Origin of the sequence: Vibrio chanodichtyis (assembly GCF_028863985.1) — a bacterium.
GTDB classification, from domain to species: domain Bacteria; phylum Pseudomonadota; class Gammaproteobacteria; order Enterobacterales; family Vibrionaceae; genus Vibrio; species Vibrio chanodichtyis.
Genome location: NZ_JARBFT010000004.1, coordinates 16,294 through 33,888 on the forward strand (window position 1 = coordinate 16,294; position 17,595 = coordinate 33,888).

A 17,595-nucleotide genomic window follows, 5' to 3' on the forward strand; every position below is an offset into this window, starting at 1 on the left:
ATTTATACACAGGATGATGATTTTGAATACTGATAAGAAAACGATGAATATCACTGAAATTCAATCGCTTCTGCCGCACCGCTATCCATTTTTGCTGATTGATCGTGTGACCGACTATCAAGAAGGTAAGTACCTAATTGGCCTAAAAAATGTGTCAGTGAATGAGCCTCAGTTTACCGGTCATTTTCCACAACTGCCGGTCTTCCCCGGAGTTCTGATTTTAGAAGCGATGGCGCAAGCTACCGGTCTTTTGGCGTTCAAAACCTTTGGCGCACCAAAAGAAAATGAACTGTACTATTTTGCTAGCATTGATGACGCCAAATTCCGCAAACCCGTTACCCCTGGCGATCAACTGATGATTGAAGTTGAATTTGTCAAAGAGCGCCGTGGTATTGCGCTGTTTAATGGTATTGCCAAGGTTGATGGTGATGTGGTTTGTTCCGCTCAACTTAAATGCGCACGTCGAGAGTTTTAATATGATCCACGAATCTGCCCAAATTCATCCTAGTGCGGTAGTCGAGCCTGGCGCGATTATTGGTGCCAACGTTAAAATTGGCCCATTCTGTTTTGTTGATAGCAAAGTAGAAATCGGTGAAGGTAGCGAATTGCTCTCCCATGTAGTGGTCAAAGGCCCGACCAAAATTGGTTGTTTCAACCGTATTTTCCAGTTTGCCTCGATAGGTGAAGCGTGTCAGGACTTGAAATACGCAGGTGAAGATACGCAACTGATTATTGGTGATCGCAATACTATCCGTGAAAGCGTGACCATGCATCGCGGTACAGTGCAAGATCAAGGGATCACCGTGGTGGGTAGCGATAACCTGTTTATGATCAATGCCCATGTGGCCCACGACTGTGTGATTGGGGATCGCTGTATTTTCGCCAATAATGCAACGTTAGCCGGACATGTCAAAATTGGTAATCAAGTGATTGTTGGTGGTATGTCGGCGATTCACCAGTTCTGCCAAATTGGCGACCACTGTATGCTTGGTGGTGGTTCGATTGTGGTGCAGGATGTGCCACCGTATGTAATGGCCCAAGGTAACCACTGTGCGCCATTTGGCATCAACGTGGAAGGCCTGAAGCGGCGTGGTTTTGAAAAAGCGGAAATTCATGCGATTCGTCGAGCGTACAAATCTTTGTACCGCAATGGCCTGACCTTAGATGCAGCTAAGGCAGAAATTGCTCAAGACGCTGAACAATATCCTAGCGTGCAGTTGTTCCTTGAGTTTCTGCAACAGTCACAGCGTGGCATTATTCGCTAACTCAACCGTTTGTTAGCTTAACCGCTTGCTAACTCGTGCTCTGTCATGAGTTGCACACTCTCACCGAGCTATAAAAAGATCGCTGCTTTGCTGCGGTCTTTTGCCTTTTTAGTCGGTAGCGAATAGGGTGTGGTATAGATAAAACGCCAGAGGAAATAGGATGAACAAACCATTACGGATCGGCATCGTCGCGGGTGAACTCTCCGGTGATACCTTAGGTGCCGGCTTGATCCAAGCGATACGTGCACGTTATCCAGAGGCTGAATTTGTTGGCATCGGTGGGCCGAAAATGATCGCGCTTGGCTGCCAATCTCTATTTGATATGGAAGAGTTGGCGGTGATGGGGCTGGTTGAAGTGCTGGGGCGTTTGCCACGGTTACTAAAAGTCAAAGCTGAATTGGTCAAATATTTCACCGCTAATCCGCCAGATGTGTTCGTCGGCATTGATGCACCGGATTTTAATTTACGCCTTGAGCTGAGCCTCAAACAAGCGGGCATTAAAACCGTGCATTACGTCAGTCCATCGGTGTGGGCTTGGCGACAAAATCGGATCCACGGTATTGCGGCAGCCACCGATTTAGTCCTCGCGTTTCTACCGTTTGAGAAAGCGTTTTACGATCGTTTTCAGGTGCCGTGCGAGTTTATTGGCCACACCTTAGCTGACTCGCTTCCACTACAGCCGGATCAATCAGCAGCGCGTCAGTTACTCGGCTTAGATCAGCAACGTCGTTGGTTAGCCGTATTGCCCGGCAGTCGTGGTGGTGAAATGAAGCTGCTGGCTGAGCCCTTTATCGCCACTTGTCAAAAACTGCATGCCCGTTATCCTGATCTTGGCTTTGTGGTCGCCTTAGTGAATGCCAAACGGCGTGCAGAGTTTGAACAGGCTTGGCAGCAAGTTGCCCCAGAGCTTAATTTTGTGTTGGTGGATGATACCGCGCGGGATGTGATCACCGCGGCTGACGTGGTGATGCTGGCTTCCGGTACTGTGGCCTTGGAGTGCATGTTGCTCAAGCGGCCAATGGTGGTCGGCTATCGTGTGAATGCCTTGACGGCCTGGCTGGCGAAACGGCTGCTGAAAACGCCTTATGTCTCATTGCCGAATATTTTGGCCGGTGAAGCGTTGGTCAAAGAGCTGCTGCAAGAGAATTGCACGGTCGACAATCTTTACCATGAAGTGAGCCGTTTGCTCGACAGTGATAATCAAGCTTTGATGAACAAATTTACCGAAATGCATCAATGGATCCGTAAAGATGCCGATCAACAAGCTGCGCAAGCCGTACTGCATTTGATTGAGCAACAAAATTTATAAGATTGAGAAAACAACATGGCCAAACAACCAAGCATTGAACTGCCTCCATTTCAGATCCCCACCGGCTATACCTTGATTGCTGGGGTAGACGAAGTTGGGCGTGGCCCTTTAGTCGGGGATGTGGTCACTGCCGCGGTGATCCTCGATCCCAATCAGCCGATCATCGGCTTGAATGATTCGAAAAAACTCAGCGAAAAAAAACGCTTAGCGCTGTTTCCTGAGATTCAGCAAAAAGCCTTAGCTTGGTCAATTGGTCGCTGTTCGCCGCAAGAGATTGATCAACTTAACATCTTGCAAGCGACGCTGGTTGCGATGCAGCGTGCAGTGGCAGGGTTGGCGCTGCAGCCGGATTTAGTGTTGGTGGATGGTAATAAAGTGCCACAACTGCCGATGGATGCTCAAGCGGTGGTCAAAGGTGATTTGCGCGTAGCACAAATCAGTGCCGCTTCGATTTTAGCCAAAGTGATCCGCGATCAAGAGATGCAAGCGCTGGATGAGCAATATCCGCAATTTGGTTTTGCTCAGCACAAAGGCTACCCGACGGCTGCACATTTAGCCGCGATTGAGCAGCATGGCGTAATTGCCCAACACCGTACAAGCTTTGGTCCGGTAAAACGAGCCCTTGGCCGACAATAAGCAACTGAAAGCCAACGCAGATTAACTTATCCCCTGGCTATTTGAAGCGGCAGCGGTGTTGGCTAGATTGGTTCACCCCAATCACATAGTTTATCGATGCTCATGGGGATTCACTCTCTTGCCGCCTATCTGCAACTCCAAGTCGTTTTGGTATAGAATAGGGCGCAATTGCGTTTCCCAAATTTGGATATTGCTTGCATGTCAGACCCAAAATTCATCCACTTACGTACCCACAGTGATTTTTCGATGGTGGATGGTTTGTCCAAAGTTTCGCCGTTGGTGAAAAAAGTCGCCGCCATGGGCATGCCCGCCATGGCATTGACCGACTTCACCAACCTATGCGGCTTAGTAAAATTTTACAGTACCGCCCATAACTGCGGGGTTAAGCCGATCATTGGCGCGGACTTCATGCTGCAATCGCAAGAGTTTGGTGACGAGCTGACCAAACTGACCCTGATCGCCAAAGATAATCTCGGTTATAAAAACCTCACATTATTGATTTCTAAAGCCTATTTACGAGGCCATGTCCAGCATCAACCCGTGTTGGATAAAGCGTGGTTGGTGGAACACGCCGCAGGGCTGATCGTACTCTCAGGGGGTAAAAATGGTGAGATAGGGCGCGCGTTACTCAAAGGCAATCAACAGCAAGTTGCACAGTGTGTAGCGTTTTATCAGACTCACTTTGCCGATCATTTCTACCTCGAGCTGATCCGTACTGGGCGTGCCGATGAAGAGAGCTACCTACACTTTGCGCTAGAAGTGGCTGAACAGTATCAGTTGCCGGTGGTTGCGACCAACGAAGTGGTGTTTATCAGCGAAGAGTCGTTTGAAGCGCACGAAATTCGTGTCGCGATCCATGATGGCTACACGCTGGAAGATCCACGTCGCCCGAAAAATTACAGTCCGAAACAGTATTTGCGCAGTGAAGCGGAGATGTGTGAGCTGTTTGCTGATATCCCTGCCGCGTTGCAAAACAGTGTCGAGATTGCTAAGCGTTGTAACGTAACTGTCCGCTTAGGCGAATATTTCCTACCTAATTTCCCAACCGATGGTATGGCGATTGAAGATTTCTTAGTGATGAAATCTCGCCAAGGGTTGGAAGAGCGGCTCGAATTTCTGTTCCCGGATCCGCAAGTGCGTGCCGAGCGTCGCCCAGAGTATGATGAGCGATTACAAATTGAGCTGGATGTGATCAACCAGATGGGCTTTCCCGGCTACTTTTTGATCGTAATGGAGTTTATCCAGTGGTCAAAAGATAACGATATACCAGTGGGGCCGGGGCGCGGCTCGGGCGCGGGTTCATTGGTGGCGTATGCGCTGAAAATTACCGATCTGGACCCATTGGAATACGATCTGCTGTTCGAACGTTTCTTGAACCCTGAGCGGGTATCGATGCCTGACTTTGACGTCGATTTCTGTATGGATAAGCGTGACCAAGTGATTGATCACGTTGCCGAAATGTATGGTCGTGATGCGGTATCACAAATTATTACTTTCGGTACTATGGCTGCCAAAGCGGTGATCCGTGATGTGGGACGCGTGCTCGGTCATCCGTTTGGCTTTGTCGATCGGATTTCCAAATTAGTCCCGCCCGATCCGGGCATGACGCTGGAAAAAGCCTTTATCGCCGAGCCCGCGTTGCAAGAGCTGTATGACGCGGATGAAGAAGTTAAAGAGCTGATCGATAAGTGTCGCATTCTGGAAGGCTGTACCCGTAACGCCGGCAAACATGCTGGTGGGGTGGTGATTTCGCCGACTGCGATCACCGATTTTGCACCGATTTACTGCGATGCGGAGGGCAATTTCCCGGTCACTCAGTTTGATAAAAACGATGTTGAAACTGCAGGATTAGTCAAATTTGACTTTCTAGGCTTACGCACCCTGACCATTATTGATTGGGCGCTGGGCTTGATTAACCCACGCTTGCAAAAAAACGGTGCGGCACCAATCCGGATTGAAGCGATCCCACTCGACGATGCGCGTTCGTTCCGCAATCTGCAAGATGCTAAAACCACCGCGGTATTTCAGCTTGAATCACGCGGCATGAAAGAGCTGATCAAGCGGCTACAGCCGGACTGTTTTGAAGATATTATCGCTCTAGTGGCGCTGTTTCGTCCCGGGCCGCTGCAATCGGGGATGGTGGATAACTTTATCGACCGTAAACATGGCCGCGAAGCGATCTCGTATCCGGATGAAAAGTGGCAACATGAGTCGCTCAAAGAGATCTTAGAGCCAACCTACGGCATCATCCTCTATCAAGAGCAGGTGATGCAGATTGCTCAGGTCCTGTCGGGTTACACTTTGGGTGGGGCAGATATGCTGCGCCGTGCGATGGGTAAGAAAAAGCCAGAAGAGATGGCCAAGCAGCGGGCAGTATTCCAAGATGGTGCTGAACAAAATGGTGTCGATGGCGAACTGGCAATGAAAATCTTCGATCTGGTGGAGAAATTCGCCGGATATGGATTTAACAAATCGCACTCAGCCGCTTATGCTTTAGTTTCTTACCAAACCTTATGGTTAAAGACCCACTACCCGGCAGAATTCATGGCGGCGGTAATGACCGCCGATATGGACAACACCGAAAAAGTGGTCGGTTTGGTCGATGAGTGCAAAAACATGGGCTTAACCGTGTTGCCCCCCGATATTAACTCTGGTTTGTATCGTTTTAACGTCGATGATAATGGGGCGATTGTGTATGGTATCGGCGCGATTAAAGGGGTGGGTGAAGGTCCGATTGAAGCGATCCTCGCTGCGCGTCAGCAACAGGGTTATTTTAAAGATTTATTTGATTTCTGCGCGCGGATTGATCTGAAAAAGGTCAACAAGCGGGTGATTGAAAAATTGATTCTGGCAGGCGCGTTAGATAAATTAGGCCCGCACCGTGCGGCGATGATGGCATCGGTGGATGATGCGGTACGCGCAGCCAGCCAACATCACCAAGCCGAAGCATTTGGACAAGCGGATATGTTTGGCGTGCTGACCGATGCGCCAGAAGAGGTTGAGCAAAAATATACCCAAGCACCCGAATGGCCAGAAAAAGTGCGCTTAGAAGGCGAACGGGAAACACTGGGTCTGTATCTGACTGGGCATCCGGTGGATGAGTATCTCAAAGAGCTGAGCCAATACACCAGTTGTCGCTTGAATGAAGCGGCACCAACTCGCCGTGATCAGTCATTAACCGTCGCCGGTTTAGTCATAGCCGCGCGGGTGATGACCACCAAACGTGGCACGCGGATCGGTTTACTAACCTTAGATGATCGTTCTGGACGTATGGAAGTGATGCTGTACTCTGAAGCGTTGGATCGGTATGCAGATTGGTTAGAAAAAGATAAAATTCTGGTGGTTAGTGGACAGGTCAGCTTTGATGACTTCAATGGCGGGCTTAAAATGTCGGCGCGTGAACTGATGGACTTGGGTGGTGCACGTGAAAAATTTGCCCGTGGTTTATCGATTTCGATTTTACAGTCGCAGATTGATCCACTCTTTTTTGAGCGTTTTAGTCAGATACTGGAACCTCACCGCGCCGGAACTGTACCGGTCAATGTATACTACCAGCGCCCAGATGCACGAGCGCGCCTAACCTTAGGCACAGAGTGGCGAGTCACGCCCAGCGATACATTGTTAGACGAATTAAAGCAGCTACTTGGTCAGGATCAGGTAGAACTCGAATTTAACTAAAATTCAGCCAGTGCGCACTAAAGGTGGCCTGGCTGAGTCAGAAAGGATCGATAGATGAGCCTCAATTTTCTTGATTTTGAAAAACCGATAGTCGAACTGGAAACGAAAATTCAGGCGCTGCGTGATGTGTCTCGTCACAGTACGAGCCCATCGGTGGATCTCGACAAAGAACTCGAACAGCTTGAGAAAAAAAGCCTTGAGCTGAAAAAGAAAATTTTCAGTGATTTAGGGGCTTGGCAAGTGGCGCAATTAGCGCGTCATCCACAGCGTCCTTACACGCTGGATTACCTTAACCATATTTTCACTGAATTTGATGAGCTGGCTGGTGATCGTGCTTTCGCTGATGATAAAGCGATTGTCGGTGGCATTGCGCGGCTGGATGGTCGTGCGGTGATGGTGATTGGTCACCAGAAAGGCCGTGAAACCCGTGAAAAAGTGCGTCGCAACTTTGGCATGCCAAAACCGGAAGGTTACCGCAAAGCCCTGCGTTTAATGCAGATGGCTGAGCGTTTCAATATGCCGATCATTACCTTTATCGATACTGCGGGTGCATACCCTGGGGTGGGCGCGGAAGAGCGCGGTCAATCGGAAGCGATTGCGAGAAACCTCAAGGTGATGTCTGGTCTTAAAGTGCCGGTGATTTGTAACGTAGTTGGCGAAGGCGGCTCTGGTGGCGCGTTAGCGATTGGGGTTGGTGACTATGTGAATATGCTGCAATATTCGACCTATTCCGTTATTTCCCCCGAAGGTTGTGCCTCAATCTTATGGCGTGATTCTGATAAAGCCCCGCAAGCTGCCGAAGCGATGGGCTTGATTGCGCCACGCCTGAAAGAGCTGGAATTGATTGATGAAATTATTGCTGAACCACTGGGTGGCGCGCATCGTAACCATGTACAGACGGCACAAAATGTCAAAGCGACTTTGCTGCGTCAGTTAGCCGATCTCGATCAGCTGAATCCGCAAAACTTGCTTGAGCGCCGTTATCAGCGTTTGATGAATTACGGTTACTGTTGATGGCCGAGCCGTTAAGGCATCGCGTCTATAAACACAAGGGTTGGCGAGTGCCAGCCCTTTGGTTTTTCTAGGCTCAAGCGATACACTTGCGCCACGGTTTGGAATTCGGTGTAGCTTATGAGCGATCTCTATCTTCATTTTGTACAGCAAATGGCCCGTTATCCCTTTCGCCAATTGGTGCTGGCATTAAGTGGTGGGGTGGATTCTCGCGTGTTACTGGCACTTTTGGCCCGTGGGCGGGATGAATTTGGCTGGCAAGTGGCCGCCGTGCATGTGCATCATGGTCTGAGTCCACATGCCGATCAATGGGCGAAAAACTGCCAAATGTGGGCGCGTGAAGTGGCTGTGGAATGCCAAGTTGAATATGTGCAACTGGCGATGAATAGCGGTGATAGCATTGAACAGATGGCGCGTGAAGCGCGTTATCAAGCGTTGACTCCGTATATCGATGATAATGACACGTTGCTGTTGCTTGGCCAGCATGCCGATGATCAACTGGAAACCGTTTTGCTGGCCCTAAAACGTGGCAGTGGTCCGAAAGGGTTAGCGGCGATGGCTGCTTATGCCCCCTTTGGATTGGGACATCTAGCGCGTCCATTATTGATGGTGAGCCGTGAGCAGATTGAAGAGTACGCCGTGCAGCACTCATTGAGCTGGGTGACGGACGAAAGTAACCTTGATATTCGCTATGAGCGTAATTTTTTGCGTCATCAGGTAGCGCCGCTGCTGAGTCAGCGCTGGCCTGCGATCCGCCAAGCGGTGCAGCGTAGCGCCGAACTGTGTGCTGAGCAAGAGTCACTACTGCAAGAGCTGCTGCAGGAAAGGTTACACCAAGCGCAGGCGGCGGATGGTTCACTGGTGATTGCCGATTTGCTGAACTGCAGCCCAGCCATGCGCCGTCAACTGCTCCGTGCGTGGTTTGCTGATCAGCAATTGCCGATGCCAAGCCGGCAGCATACTGAACGACTGTGGCATGAGGTCGCGTTGGCCCGCCAAGATGCCAACCCACAATTAAAGCTTGATCATATCGAAGTGCGCCGTTTTCAGCAGCGCTTGTATGTGGTGCAACTTAGGCTTGATGTGACGGCTTGGCGCAGTGCCATCGTCGCCGATCAAGCGCTGAAGTTGCCACATGATTTAGGTTGGCTTACCTTGCAAAAAAATTCTGCGGGTTATCTCAAATGGCCGGAAGAGGTGAGTCAGTTGTGGGTCAGTTTTGACCCGCAGGGTTTGCAAGCTTGCCCGGTGGGGCGAGTGGGTGCTCGAAAACTGAAAAAACTGTATCAAGAATATGGGGTGCCGAGTTGGTTGCGGCGTCAAATCCCGATCTTGATGTATCAACAGCAAGTGGTTTGTGTCGCGGGCTTATTTGTCGATCGGGCGTGGAGTGGGCAAGAGGGTGAATTGATTTGGTCTAAGTCTTGAACTGGGATCTTTGAATCTATTGCTGTGATTGAAGAGCATCGCATAAGAGGCGAGGCGTGAATCAGACCATGCAGAGCATTGCAACACGAGCTAACCAGTATGGGCTTTTTATTGATTGTTGAGAATAGCTGACAGATAATGCCGAGCAGTGACAGTCGTTTAAGGGATGAACATGAAAAAAATTGAAGCCATTATTAAGCCATTTAAACTCGATGATGTGCGCGAGGCATTGGCCGAAGTTGGCATTACCGGAATGACCGTGTCTGAAGTCAAAGGATTTGGCCGTCAAAAAGGGCACACTGAGTTGTACCGTGGTGCAGAGTATATGGTGGATTTTCTGCCCAAGGTTAAGCTTGAGATCGTGGTGACGGATGATGTCGCGGATCGCTGTGTGGATACCATTATTGAAACCGCGCAAACCGGTAAAATAGGTGACGGTAAAATTTTCATCACTAGCGTTGAGCGTGTGGTACGTATTCGTACTGGTGAAGAAGATGAGGATGCGATCTAACCTTTCATCACCCGTTGATCAGATTGAGAATAAGGAGCTGCGGCTCCTTATTCTATTTTTCAGCTCCTACCATTTGAAAATCAGCTAAGTTTTGAACATAAGTTCAGTTTTTAAAATCGGTTGATTGGAAAATAAGCGCTGTGGCGATGGACAGTGTATTCTTGAATACCGGCTGTATTTTGAGGGCAAGATTTGAGCAAGCAATGCTACACGCGAGTATCGCTAGGGCTGTCACTGTTGGTGGCGGCAGGTGTGCTGGCTTTTTATCGCCTATTCACCATTCCTAACCAGCCAGAATTACTGGTGATCCAGCGCGATCAGATCAGTGAGTCGCTGCACTGTTATCAAGATGTTCAGCCACACAGCTTAGATCAACAGGGGCAGCTCAATCTTTTAGTTTGGAATATCTATAAGCAAAATCGCCCTGATTGGTCAACTGAGCTCAGCGCGCTGAGTGTTGATCGACAACTGCTTTTGTTACAAGAAGCCAATCTTAGCCCTGCATTCGAACAGTGGATCCGCCAACATGGTTGGGCGGGTACCCAAACGCGAGCATTTACCGTGTTTGGCGAAGCGGCTGGAGTGATCAATTTAGCCCAAGTTATGCCGAGCCTTGCGTGTGCTTATACCCAGCAAGAACCTTGGTTACGGCTACCGAAATCGGCGATTTATGCGCGTTATCCGCTCAGTAACCAGCAGCAGTTAGCGGTGGTGAATTTACATGCGGTGAACTTCAGTTATGGCACGAAGGAGTATCAGCAGCAGCTTGCCACGCTGCTGAAGCAGCTCGAGGCTTGGAGTGGGCCAATGATTGTGGCGGGGGATTTTAACAGTTGGAGTGAAGCACGCATGGCACTATTGCGCGCTAAATTACCAGTGCTTGGGTTACAAGCTGTCGCTTTTACGCCAGATCATCGTAGCCAATTTATTAATGGCTTGGCGTTGGATCATATTTTTTATCGTGGCTTGGTGCTTGAAAACGCACAAGCGCCCAAATCGGGCGCTTCTGATCATAATCCACTGCTGGTCAGTTTCCGTTTAGTCGATTCACCGAGCGACTAGGCACTGATTTTCGTGACATCAACATACAGTTTGAGTTGTTGGCCTGGGCGGAGATATTTTTGGTTGTTTAAGCCATTCCATTTAACAATATCGGCGGTTTTGACTTTGAATTTATTGGCAATGCTGCTCAACGAATCACCAGAGCGCACTTTATAGTTTACGGTGCGCATCACGCCAGTCGGTTTGGTATCCTTCCAAATCACCAATTTTTGTCCGCTACGCAGCGCATCTTTCGGTGCCATACCATTCCACTTGGCGAGCGATTGATAAGAGACATTGTATCGTTTGGCAATCGCCCACAGGCTTTCACCAGTATTGACGGTATGCGTAACTTGATATTGGCCACGTGGAGCGGCTTGAGTTTTTGCCAGCCGATTATTGACACTCAGCGCGTAAGCTTTTTCATCTTTGACTGAGGTTGGCACCAGTAAATGATCACCAATCCGAATTTGTGGGCTGGTCATTTGGTTGGCGGTTTTAATCACTTTGCTGGTGGTGTGGTATTTATTGGCAATGCTGCTGAGTGTGTCGCCCGCTTTTACCTGATAGCGCACCACCTTGATGCCCTTGCCACGGTTCTCTTCGATCGCTTGATGAAAGCGTTCAACGTTTTCAATCGGGATCAGTAATTGATGCGGCCCATTAGGGGCGGTGGCCCATTGATTATAGGCAGGGTTAAAGCTTTGCAGCTCTTTGACGGTCAGCCCGGCATATTGCGCGGCAATCGCCAGATCCAATTGCTCTTTCGGATCCACCAAACTCAACACTGGGCGGTTTGCGATGGGTGGAATCGAAAGGCCATAGCGCTCTTGATTGGCAATCACATCGGCTAATGCGAGCAGTTTTGGCACATAACTGCTGGTTTCTTTCGGTAAATTAAGTGAGAAAAAATCGATGGATTTTCCTGCTTGTTGATTGGCTTTGATCGCGCGCGCTACACGCCCTTCACCACTGTTATAAGCGGCAATCGCATGTTGCCAATCACCCTTAAAATGTTGATTGAGGACAGTCAAGTAATCGAGCGCTGCATCAGTAGCCGCTGCCACATCTCGTCTTCCGTCATACCAGAAATTTTGGGTCAGTCCATAGCGCTTGCCGGTGGCAGGCACAAACTGCCACAATCCGGCGGCACTGCCATGTGAATAGGCAAATGGGTCAAATGAGCTTTCGACAATCGGCAACAGAGCCAATTCCATCGGTAGGCCACGCTGCTCGACTTTTTCGGTGATCAGATACAAAAATGGCTCGGCACGGCTGGCAATGGCCTGCAAGTGACGGGGATTTTTAATAAACCATTCGCGGTAAGTATCGACACTCGGATCTTTTGGTATGCCAAGTGTTAACTGCATGGCAATACGTTGCCACACATCAGATTGTTGTTGTGGTGATAGCGTCACTTCTTCAACCACACTCTCCGTCACCTCAATCGAGAGCGAAGGATCGTGTGCTGGACGTACTTTTTTCACCTTGACCGCTGGCGCCGCTGGGTTTACCGCTTGCGCATCGGATGTGGTGGTATCCACTGGTTGGGGGGTTTGACAGCCGACCAGCAGCAATGCCAATACCCAACTGAATTTAACTCGCATGTAACACAGCCCTTATTATTCATGGCTGCTGATGATACTTGCCAGCCGCTAGGGGTGACAAGCGTAAACGTTAAAATTCATTCTTCCATTCACGCAATGCGCTAAAGATTGCGAGCGGATCGGTGCTGGCGGCTCGGTTGGCGACTGCGCGCATGACACTGGGCTGCTCGGTGCGCAAGAATGGGTTGATCAATTTTTCTCGGGCTAAGGTAGTGGGAAGTGTCGGTTGATTATCGGCGCGTAATCGACTGACTTCCGCACGATAAATACGCAAGTTTTCGTTATCTGGCTCTACGGCTAGAGCAAATGCCAGATTAGAGGCGGTGTATTCATGCGCGCTATACACTTGGGTTTGTTCGGGTAGCGCGAGTAGGCGGTTGAGCGAGGTAAACATCTGTTGCATGGTGCCTTCAAAGACCCGGCCACAGCCAGCGGAAAATAGTACATCACCACAAAATAGGTGCTCCTGACCAAGATAACCAAGCTGGCTAAGATAACCAAGGTGACCTAAGGTATGCCCCGGCAAGCCAATCACCGTAAAGGGGTGATCCAATAGTTCAATTTGATCGCCATCTTGCACTGGATGAGTTAAGCCTGCGATCGACTCCTGCTTTGGGCCGATGACAAGCGTATTGGGGAATAGCTGCACTAACTGGCTGATCCCCCCCATATGATCATGATGATGATGGGTAATTAATATCGCTTTTAGGTGTAATTGATGCTGGCTCAGATAGGTGATGACGGGCGCAGCGTCTCCCGGATCAACCACAATGCAGTCGCGTTGGTTATTTTGCAGCAGCCAGATGTAATTGTCGTTAAATGCGGGTATGCTTTTGATCTGTAACATGAGTTGTCTCCGGTTACCTTGATGAGGCGGTGAGCAATGAAACCAGCACGCAGTGATAAAGCGCTTGAAACTCCACACTCATGGTCGCAACTAAAAAATGGCGATTGGGTGAGCGAGTCAATCCAGACCCGTTTAGATGAATGGTGCCCTAAATTGTTTGGTTACCACATGTTAAAGCTCGGCGGTCTGAGTTGTGAGCTTGCCAGTTGTACCTGCAATATTCAACATCAAGTCCATCTCGATGTGAACAATCCACTGCATACCGTGATCGCCGATCGCTACCAATTGCCTTTTTTAGAAAAGAGCATTGATGTGGCGATTTTGGCCCATCAACTCGATTACAGCCATGACCCGCACGGTTTATTACGTGAGGTTGACCGAGTGTTGATTGATGATGGTTATATGATTATCACCGGTTTTAATCCGATCAGTTGGATTGGTCTGGCGAGTTTAATGCCTTGGCGTAAAAATAATTTACCGTGGAGTGGGCGGATGTTCACCCCTAATCGGATCAAAGATTGGCTGAGTGTGCTCAACTACCAAGTGGTGGCCTGTGAGCAATATGCCTTGTTGCCGATTCATAAATATCGCCCATTATGGACTTGGTTAGAAAACGGTTTGGGCGAGTCGAGCAGCGTATTGGGCAGTCTCTATTTTATTGTGGCCCGCAAGCGAACCTGTCCGCTCAAACCGCTGCGATCTCAATGGCGCTTGAAGCGTCGGTTGACTCCGCTTGGCGTCAATTACCGAGTCGACAGCAAATTGCAACAATGAGTCGTGACTCACTTTGATTGGTACGGTTTTAATTCAGTCAGTGTGGCGCATTATTTGGCTTCTGGCTGATAGCCGGTATCGTCGTCAGTGGGATTTTCCGCGGCTTGGCGAGCAAGCTCATCACACATTTCATTTTCGCGATGTCCCGCATGGCCTTTGACCCAGCGCCACTCAACTTGATGGCGTGCTGTTTCACGATCAAGGGCTTGCCACAGGTCGGCATTTTTAACCGGCTTTTTGTCCGCGGTTTTCCAGCTGCGCAGTTTCCAATTGTGGATCCATTGCGTAATACCTTGGCGAACATACTGACTATCCGTAGTGAGAATCACGCGGCAGGGTTCTCTAAGCGCTTGCAATGCCATGATCGCAGCCAGCATTTCCATCCGATTGTTGGTGGTGAGGCGATAACCGCCAGCCAGTGTTTTTTCAATTTGCTTATAGCGCATAACGACGCCGTAGCCGCCAGGTCCCGGATTGCCAAGGCAGGAGCCATCAGTGAAAATTTCCACCTGTTTGTTCATGATTTGATACTATTGGGTCACGCAAAGAATTGGCATAGTCTGACATAGATATCCTCATGAATACTAGCAACAATGCAGAATACCAACGCATCGTAGTCCTCGATACCGAAACCACCGGTATGAACCGCGAAGGCGGCCCCCATTATGAAGGGCATCGCATCATCGAAATTGGTGCAGTTGAAATCATCAACCGTAAACTGACCGGGCGGCATTTCCATGTCTATTTAAAACCGGATCGTGAGATCCAACTGGAAGCGATTGAAATTCACGGTATTACCGATGAATTTTTGCGTGATAAGCCACAGTACAAAGAGGTTCATGCCGAGTTTCTAGCCTTTATCAATGGCGCGGAGCTGGTGGCGCATAACGCACCGTTTGACGTCGGCTTTATGGATTATGAATTTGCCAAACTCGGTCCAACGACGGGCAAAACTAGCGATTTTTGTAAAGTGACCGATACCTTGGCGATGGCCAAGCGAATTTTTCCGGGTAAACGCAATAACTTAGATATTCTGTGTGAACGCTACGGGATCGATAATTCGCACCGAACGTTGCACGGCGCTTTGCTCGATGCGGAGATTTTGGCTGACGTTTATCTATTGATGACCGGTGGACAAACCTCATTGCAATTTTCATCAGCCACGCAAAATAGTGGCGATCTGAGCGCAGAATCACTAACCCGAGCTCGTACAGCACAAAAAGCATTAAAGGTTTTGTATGCCAGCGCCGATGAATTACAAGCACATCAAGATCGTTTAGATCTGGTGGCCAAAAGTGGCACTTGCCTGTGGCGTAATTAGGAGTGGTTATGTTGAGGATCCTCGCGTTAATAGTGGGATGTTGGATCAGTTTCAGTGGTTTTGCTAACCAGTCGTCGAGTCTGTCGCTGCTTGATAACCGATTTCGCGTCGATCCAAACATTTCGCAAATCACTTTTGTGATTTACCGCGAAAATAATTCACAACCTGTGGTGTTAGTACGCCCTGATGGGCGCAAATATTATCAGTGGCGTAATCCAGACCATGTCCGTTGGTATCAAGAGCCATCGATGGACATTATTTCGATTGATGATCCGATGCCAGGACCTTGGCAAGCGATTGGTAAAGTGACACCTAAAAACCACATCAAACTGATTTCAGATCTGCAATTGACCAGTGATGTCTTACCCAGCCGCGTGTTTCAAGGAGAAGAGCTAAAATTCACGGCTCGCTTAACCTCGAATGGGCAACCGCTATTGCTGCGGGATTTTTTAGATCGAGTACATCTTAAAGTCACCTTTACTAAATATATCGATAATGAAGAGTCATTGGCTAAAGAGGCGCGGCCGATCCCAGTTGTGATTGGCGAATTTGCCGATGATGGCCAGTTGCTGGATGAAAAGCCCGGTGATGGCGTGTTTACGGTTGCACTAATGATGGCGGTTGAACCGGGTAAATATCGGGTGCGTATTACCTCTGGTAATGGCGTATTCCTGCGCGCTCAAGAGCAACAAGTGTTGGTCTATCCTAATCCTATATTGACTACCTTTATTCAATCACGGGTCAGCGGCACGCCGCATCAAGTGATGCTCACCGGAGAGCAAGGTATGATTGAGCCCGGCTCATTATTGGCGCATATTGTTCATCGTCATCCTTACCAAGATGACTATCTGGTACAGGCTCAAGCGGAGAAAAGTGCCCTGACCACCAAGGTGACGATTCCTTATCAAGGGGAATTGGGTCATTATGCTTGGCATGGCAAAGTTTGGGCTACTGAGTTAGCTGCGCAGCGTGAACTCTATTTTCCGATCGCCGATCAGACTTACAGTGTGGTGGATGAGTTAAATCTGGCTGAGGTTCGCCGGATCCAGCAACAGGAAGAGGCGCTGCGTCTACAGCAGGAACAAGAGCTGCGCATGCTGCAAATGCGTGAAGCACAGCGCAGCCGTACCATCATCTACATTATGCTCGGAAATCTTGTAGTGTTGATGTTAGCCCTAACCGGCTGGTTTGTACTGCGCAAAATCAAACGTGAAAAAGTACAGCAGCCACCGATGCAATTGAATATGCCCAATAAAAACAGCAAGTGATGCTACCCATCGAGTTATCAGTGGGGCTGATCGGGTATCCCCTTTCTACTTGAAGCGGTAGCGGTGTTGGCTAGGTTCGTTCACCCTAATCACAACAGGGAGAGGTTATCTCCCTGTTGTTGTTTCAGCGGCTTAATCTCAACTGATCCGTGATGGATTGCCAGCTCGTGGTCAATCTTACCGTTTGATGCTCGACAGCTTGGCTGGTTTGGGTAAACTCATGTCAATTGAATCGCAGGACTGATTGTGCTTGGTTCGGATCAGCCTGAATCACTAAAAATGAAAATCACCATAAGAGAGATGCGTTATGTACCAGGATTTAATTCGTAATGAACTGAATGAAGCTGCTGAGGTTTTACAGCAATTTTTAAGCGATGATCATAACATTGCCCAAATTGCCGCCGCGGCGAAACTGATTGCGGATTCGTTTAAGCAAGGTGGCAAAGTGCTGTCTTGTGGTAATGGTGGATCCCATTGTGATGCCATGCATTTTGCGGAAGAGTTGACTGGCCGCTATCGTGAAAATCGCCCCGGTTATCCTGGGATCGCGATTTCAGATCCGAGCCACATCTCTTGTGTGAGTAACGATTTTGGATACGACTTTGTGTTCTCTCGCTATGTTGAAGCGGTTGGTAGCAAAGGCGATGTGCTGTTTGGTCTGTCGACGTCAGGCAATTCTGGCAATATTCTAAAAGCGATTGAAGCTGCACAAGCCAAAGGGATGAAAACCATTGCTCTGACTGGTAAAGATGGTGGCAAGATGGCTGGCGTGGCGGATATTGAGATCCGGGTTCCCCATTTTGGTTATGCTGACCGTATTCAAGAAGTGCATATTAAGATCATTCACATCATCATTCAGTTGATTGAAAAAGAGATGGCATAAGACTGAGCCGTGCTCA

Annotated in this window: 16 protein-coding genes; 13 read left to right on the plus strand and 3 right to left on the minus strand. The window is 49.0% G+C overall.

Going from position 1 to position 17,595, the window contains the following annotated elements; translation table 11 throughout:
- The first annotated feature begins 43 nt into the window (after positions 1-43).
- The 9 genes from fabZ (at position 44) to PUN32_RS05375 (ending at position 10,900) form a co-directional block, all read left to right on the plus strand.
- Positions 44-475, plus strand: coding sequence for a 3-hydroxyacyl-ACP dehydratase FabZ (gene fabZ, locus PUN32_RS05335; RefSeq protein WP_206212105.1), 432 nt, complete (start codon positions 44-46; stop codon positions 473-475).
- 1 nt (position 476) lies between these two features.
- Positions 477-1,265 (plus strand): acyl-ACP--UDP-N-acetylglucosamine O-acyltransferase, encoded by a 789-nt coding sequence (gene lpxA / locus PUN32_RS05340; RefSeq protein ID WP_274722128.1) that lies wholly within the window; start codon positions 477-479, stop codon positions 1,263-1,265.
- A gap of 160 nt (positions 1,266-1,425) precedes the next feature.
- On the plus strand, positions 1,426-2,574 hold the full coding sequence (lpxB, locus tag PUN32_RS05345; RefSeq protein WP_274722129.1) for a lipid-A-disaccharide synthase: 1,149 nt from the start codon (positions 1,426-1,428) through the stop codon (positions 2,572-2,574).
- A gap of 15 nt (positions 2,575-2,589) precedes the next feature.
- Complete coding sequence (gene rnhB, locus PUN32_RS05350; protein WP_274722130.1) at positions 2,590-3,210, plus strand: ribonuclease HII; 621 nt, start codon at positions 2,590-2,592, stop codon at positions 3,208-3,210.
- A 198-nt stretch (positions 3,211-3,408) separates the two neighbouring features.
- The gene (gene dnaE, locus PUN32_RS05355; RefSeq protein ID WP_274722131.1) at positions 3,409-6,888 is read left to right on the plus strand and encodes a DNA polymerase III subunit alpha; all 3,480 of its coding nucleotides are present in this window, start codon (positions 3,409-3,411) and stop codon (positions 6,886-6,888) included.
- Between the two features lie 54 nt (positions 6,889-6,942).
- Complete coding sequence (accA, locus tag PUN32_RS05360; protein WP_166013468.1) at positions 6,943-7,902, plus strand: acetyl-CoA carboxylase carboxyl transferase subunit alpha; 960 nt, start codon at positions 6,943-6,945, stop codon at positions 7,900-7,902.
- Positions 7,903-8,019: 117 nt separating this feature from the next.
- Complete coding sequence (tilS, locus tag PUN32_RS05365; RefSeq protein ID WP_274722132.1) at positions 8,020-9,327, plus strand: tRNA lysidine(34) synthetase TilS; 1,308 nt, start codon at positions 8,020-8,022, stop codon at positions 9,325-9,327.
- Between the two features lie 172 nt (positions 9,328-9,499).
- Positions 9,500-9,838, plus strand: coding sequence for a nitrogen regulatory protein P-II (gene glnB, locus PUN32_RS05370; RefSeq protein WP_000717796.1), 339 nt, complete (start codon positions 9,500-9,502; stop codon positions 9,836-9,838).
- A 192-nt stretch (positions 9,839-10,030) separates the two neighbouring features.
- Entirely contained in the window at positions 10,031-10,900 is an 870-nt protein-coding gene (locus PUN32_RS05375; protein WP_274722133.1) for an endonuclease/exonuclease/phosphatase family protein, read from the plus strand.
- Here PUN32_RS05375 and PUN32_RS05380 read toward each other — a convergent pair.
- Positions 10,897-12,486: a LysM peptidoglycan-binding domain-containing protein gene (locus PUN32_RS05380; RefSeq protein ID WP_274722134.1), complete on the minus strand. Its 1,590-nt coding sequence runs from the start codon at positions 12,484-12,486 to the stop codon at positions 10,897-10,899. The two genes, PUN32_RS05375 and PUN32_RS05380, sit on opposite strands and share 4 nt — an antisense overlap.
- Positions 12,487-12,556: 70 nt before the next feature.
- Positions 12,557-13,333: a hydroxyacylglutathione hydrolase gene (gene gloB, locus PUN32_RS05385; protein WP_274722135.1), complete on the minus strand. Its 777-nt coding sequence runs from the start codon at positions 13,331-13,333 to the stop codon at positions 12,557-12,559.
- A gap of 36 nt (positions 13,334-13,369) precedes the next feature.
- Between gloB and PUN32_RS05390 the strand changes: the two genes are divergently transcribed.
- Positions 13,370-14,107: a methyltransferase domain-containing protein gene (locus tag PUN32_RS05390; RefSeq protein ID WP_274722136.1), complete on the plus strand. Its 738-nt coding sequence runs from the start codon at positions 13,370-13,372 to the stop codon at positions 14,105-14,107.
- Positions 14,108-14,157: 50 nt separating this feature from the next.
- On the opposite strand, the gene rnhA is transcribed toward PUN32_RS05390, so the two are convergent.
- Complete coding sequence (rnhA, locus tag PUN32_RS05395; RefSeq protein WP_274722137.1) at positions 14,158-14,628, minus strand: ribonuclease HI; 471 nt, start codon at positions 14,626-14,628, stop codon at positions 14,158-14,160.
- Positions 14,629-14,684: 56 nt separating this feature from the next.
- Between rnhA and dnaQ the strand changes: the two genes are divergently transcribed.
- The 3 genes from dnaQ (at position 14,685) to lpcA (ending at position 17,579) form a co-directional block, all read left to right on the plus strand.
- Positions 14,685-15,428, plus strand: coding sequence for a DNA polymerase III subunit epsilon (gene dnaQ, locus PUN32_RS05400; protein WP_274722138.1), 744 nt, complete (start codon positions 14,685-14,687; stop codon positions 15,426-15,428).
- A gap of 8 nt (positions 15,429-15,436) precedes the next feature.
- Positions 15,437-16,696 (plus strand): TIGR03503 family protein, encoded by a 1,260-nt coding sequence (locus PUN32_RS05405; protein ID WP_274722139.1) that lies wholly within the window; start codon positions 15,437-15,439, stop codon positions 16,694-16,696.
- Between the two features lie 307 nt (positions 16,697-17,003).
- On the plus strand, positions 17,004-17,579 hold the full coding sequence (lpcA, locus tag PUN32_RS05410; RefSeq protein WP_166013459.1) for a D-sedoheptulose 7-phosphate isomerase: 576 nt from the start codon (positions 17,004-17,006) through the stop codon (positions 17,577-17,579).
- Positions 17,580-17,595: the final 16 nt, after the last annotated feature.

Bases quoted from the DNA above. Each gene is read 5' to 3' on its own strand.
- gloB (WP_274722135.1), bottom strand. From the start codon at position 13,333: ATGTTACAGATCAAAAGCATACCCGCATTTAACGACAATTACATCTGG.
- rnhB (WP_274722130.1), top strand. From the start codon at position 2,590: ATGGCCAAACAACCAAGCATTGAACTGCCTCCATTTCAGATCCCCACC.
- PUN32_RS05405 (WP_274722139.1), top strand. From the start codon at position 15,437: ATGTTGAGGATCCTCGCGTTAATAGTGGGATGTTGGATCAGTTTCAGT.
- dnaQ (WP_274722138.1), top strand. From the start codon at position 14,685: ATGAATACTAGCAACAATGCAGAATACCAACGCATCGTAGTCCTCGAT.
- PUN32_RS05380 (WP_274722134.1), bottom strand. From the start codon at position 12,486: ATGCGAGTTAAATTCAGTTGGGTATTGGCATTGCTGCTGGTCGGCTGT.
- rnhA (WP_274722137.1), bottom strand. From the start codon at position 14,628: ATGAACAAACAGGTGGAAATTTTCACTGATGGCTCCTGCCTTGGCAAT.
- fabZ (WP_206212105.1), top strand. From the start codon at position 44: ATGAATATCACTGAAATTCAATCGCTTCTGCCGCACCGCTATCCATTT.
- tilS (WP_274722132.1), top strand. From the start codon at position 8,020: ATGAGCGATCTCTATCTTCATTTTGTACAGCAAATGGCCCGTTATCCC.
- PUN32_RS05390 (WP_274722136.1), top strand. From the start codon at position 13,370: ATGAAACCAGCACGCAGTGATAAAGCGCTTGAAACTCCACACTCATGG.
- lpxA (WP_274722128.1), top strand. From the start codon at position 477: ATGATCCACGAATCTGCCCAAATTCATCCTAGTGCGGTAGTCGAGCCT.
- lpcA (WP_166013459.1), top strand. From the start codon at position 17,004: ATGTACCAGGATTTAATTCGTAATGAACTGAATGAAGCTGCTGAGGTT.
- dnaE (WP_274722131.1), top strand. From the start codon at position 3,409: ATGTCAGACCCAAAATTCATCCACTTACGTACCCACAGTGATTTTTCG.
- lpxB (WP_274722129.1), top strand. From the start codon at position 1,426: ATGAACAAACCATTACGGATCGGCATCGTCGCGGGTGAACTCTCCGGT.
- glnB (WP_000717796.1), top strand. From the start codon at position 9,500: ATGAAAAAAATTGAAGCCATTATTAAGCCATTTAAACTCGATGATGTG.
- accA (WP_166013468.1), top strand. From the start codon at position 6,943: ATGAGCCTCAATTTTCTTGATTTTGAAAAACCGATAGTCGAACTGGAA.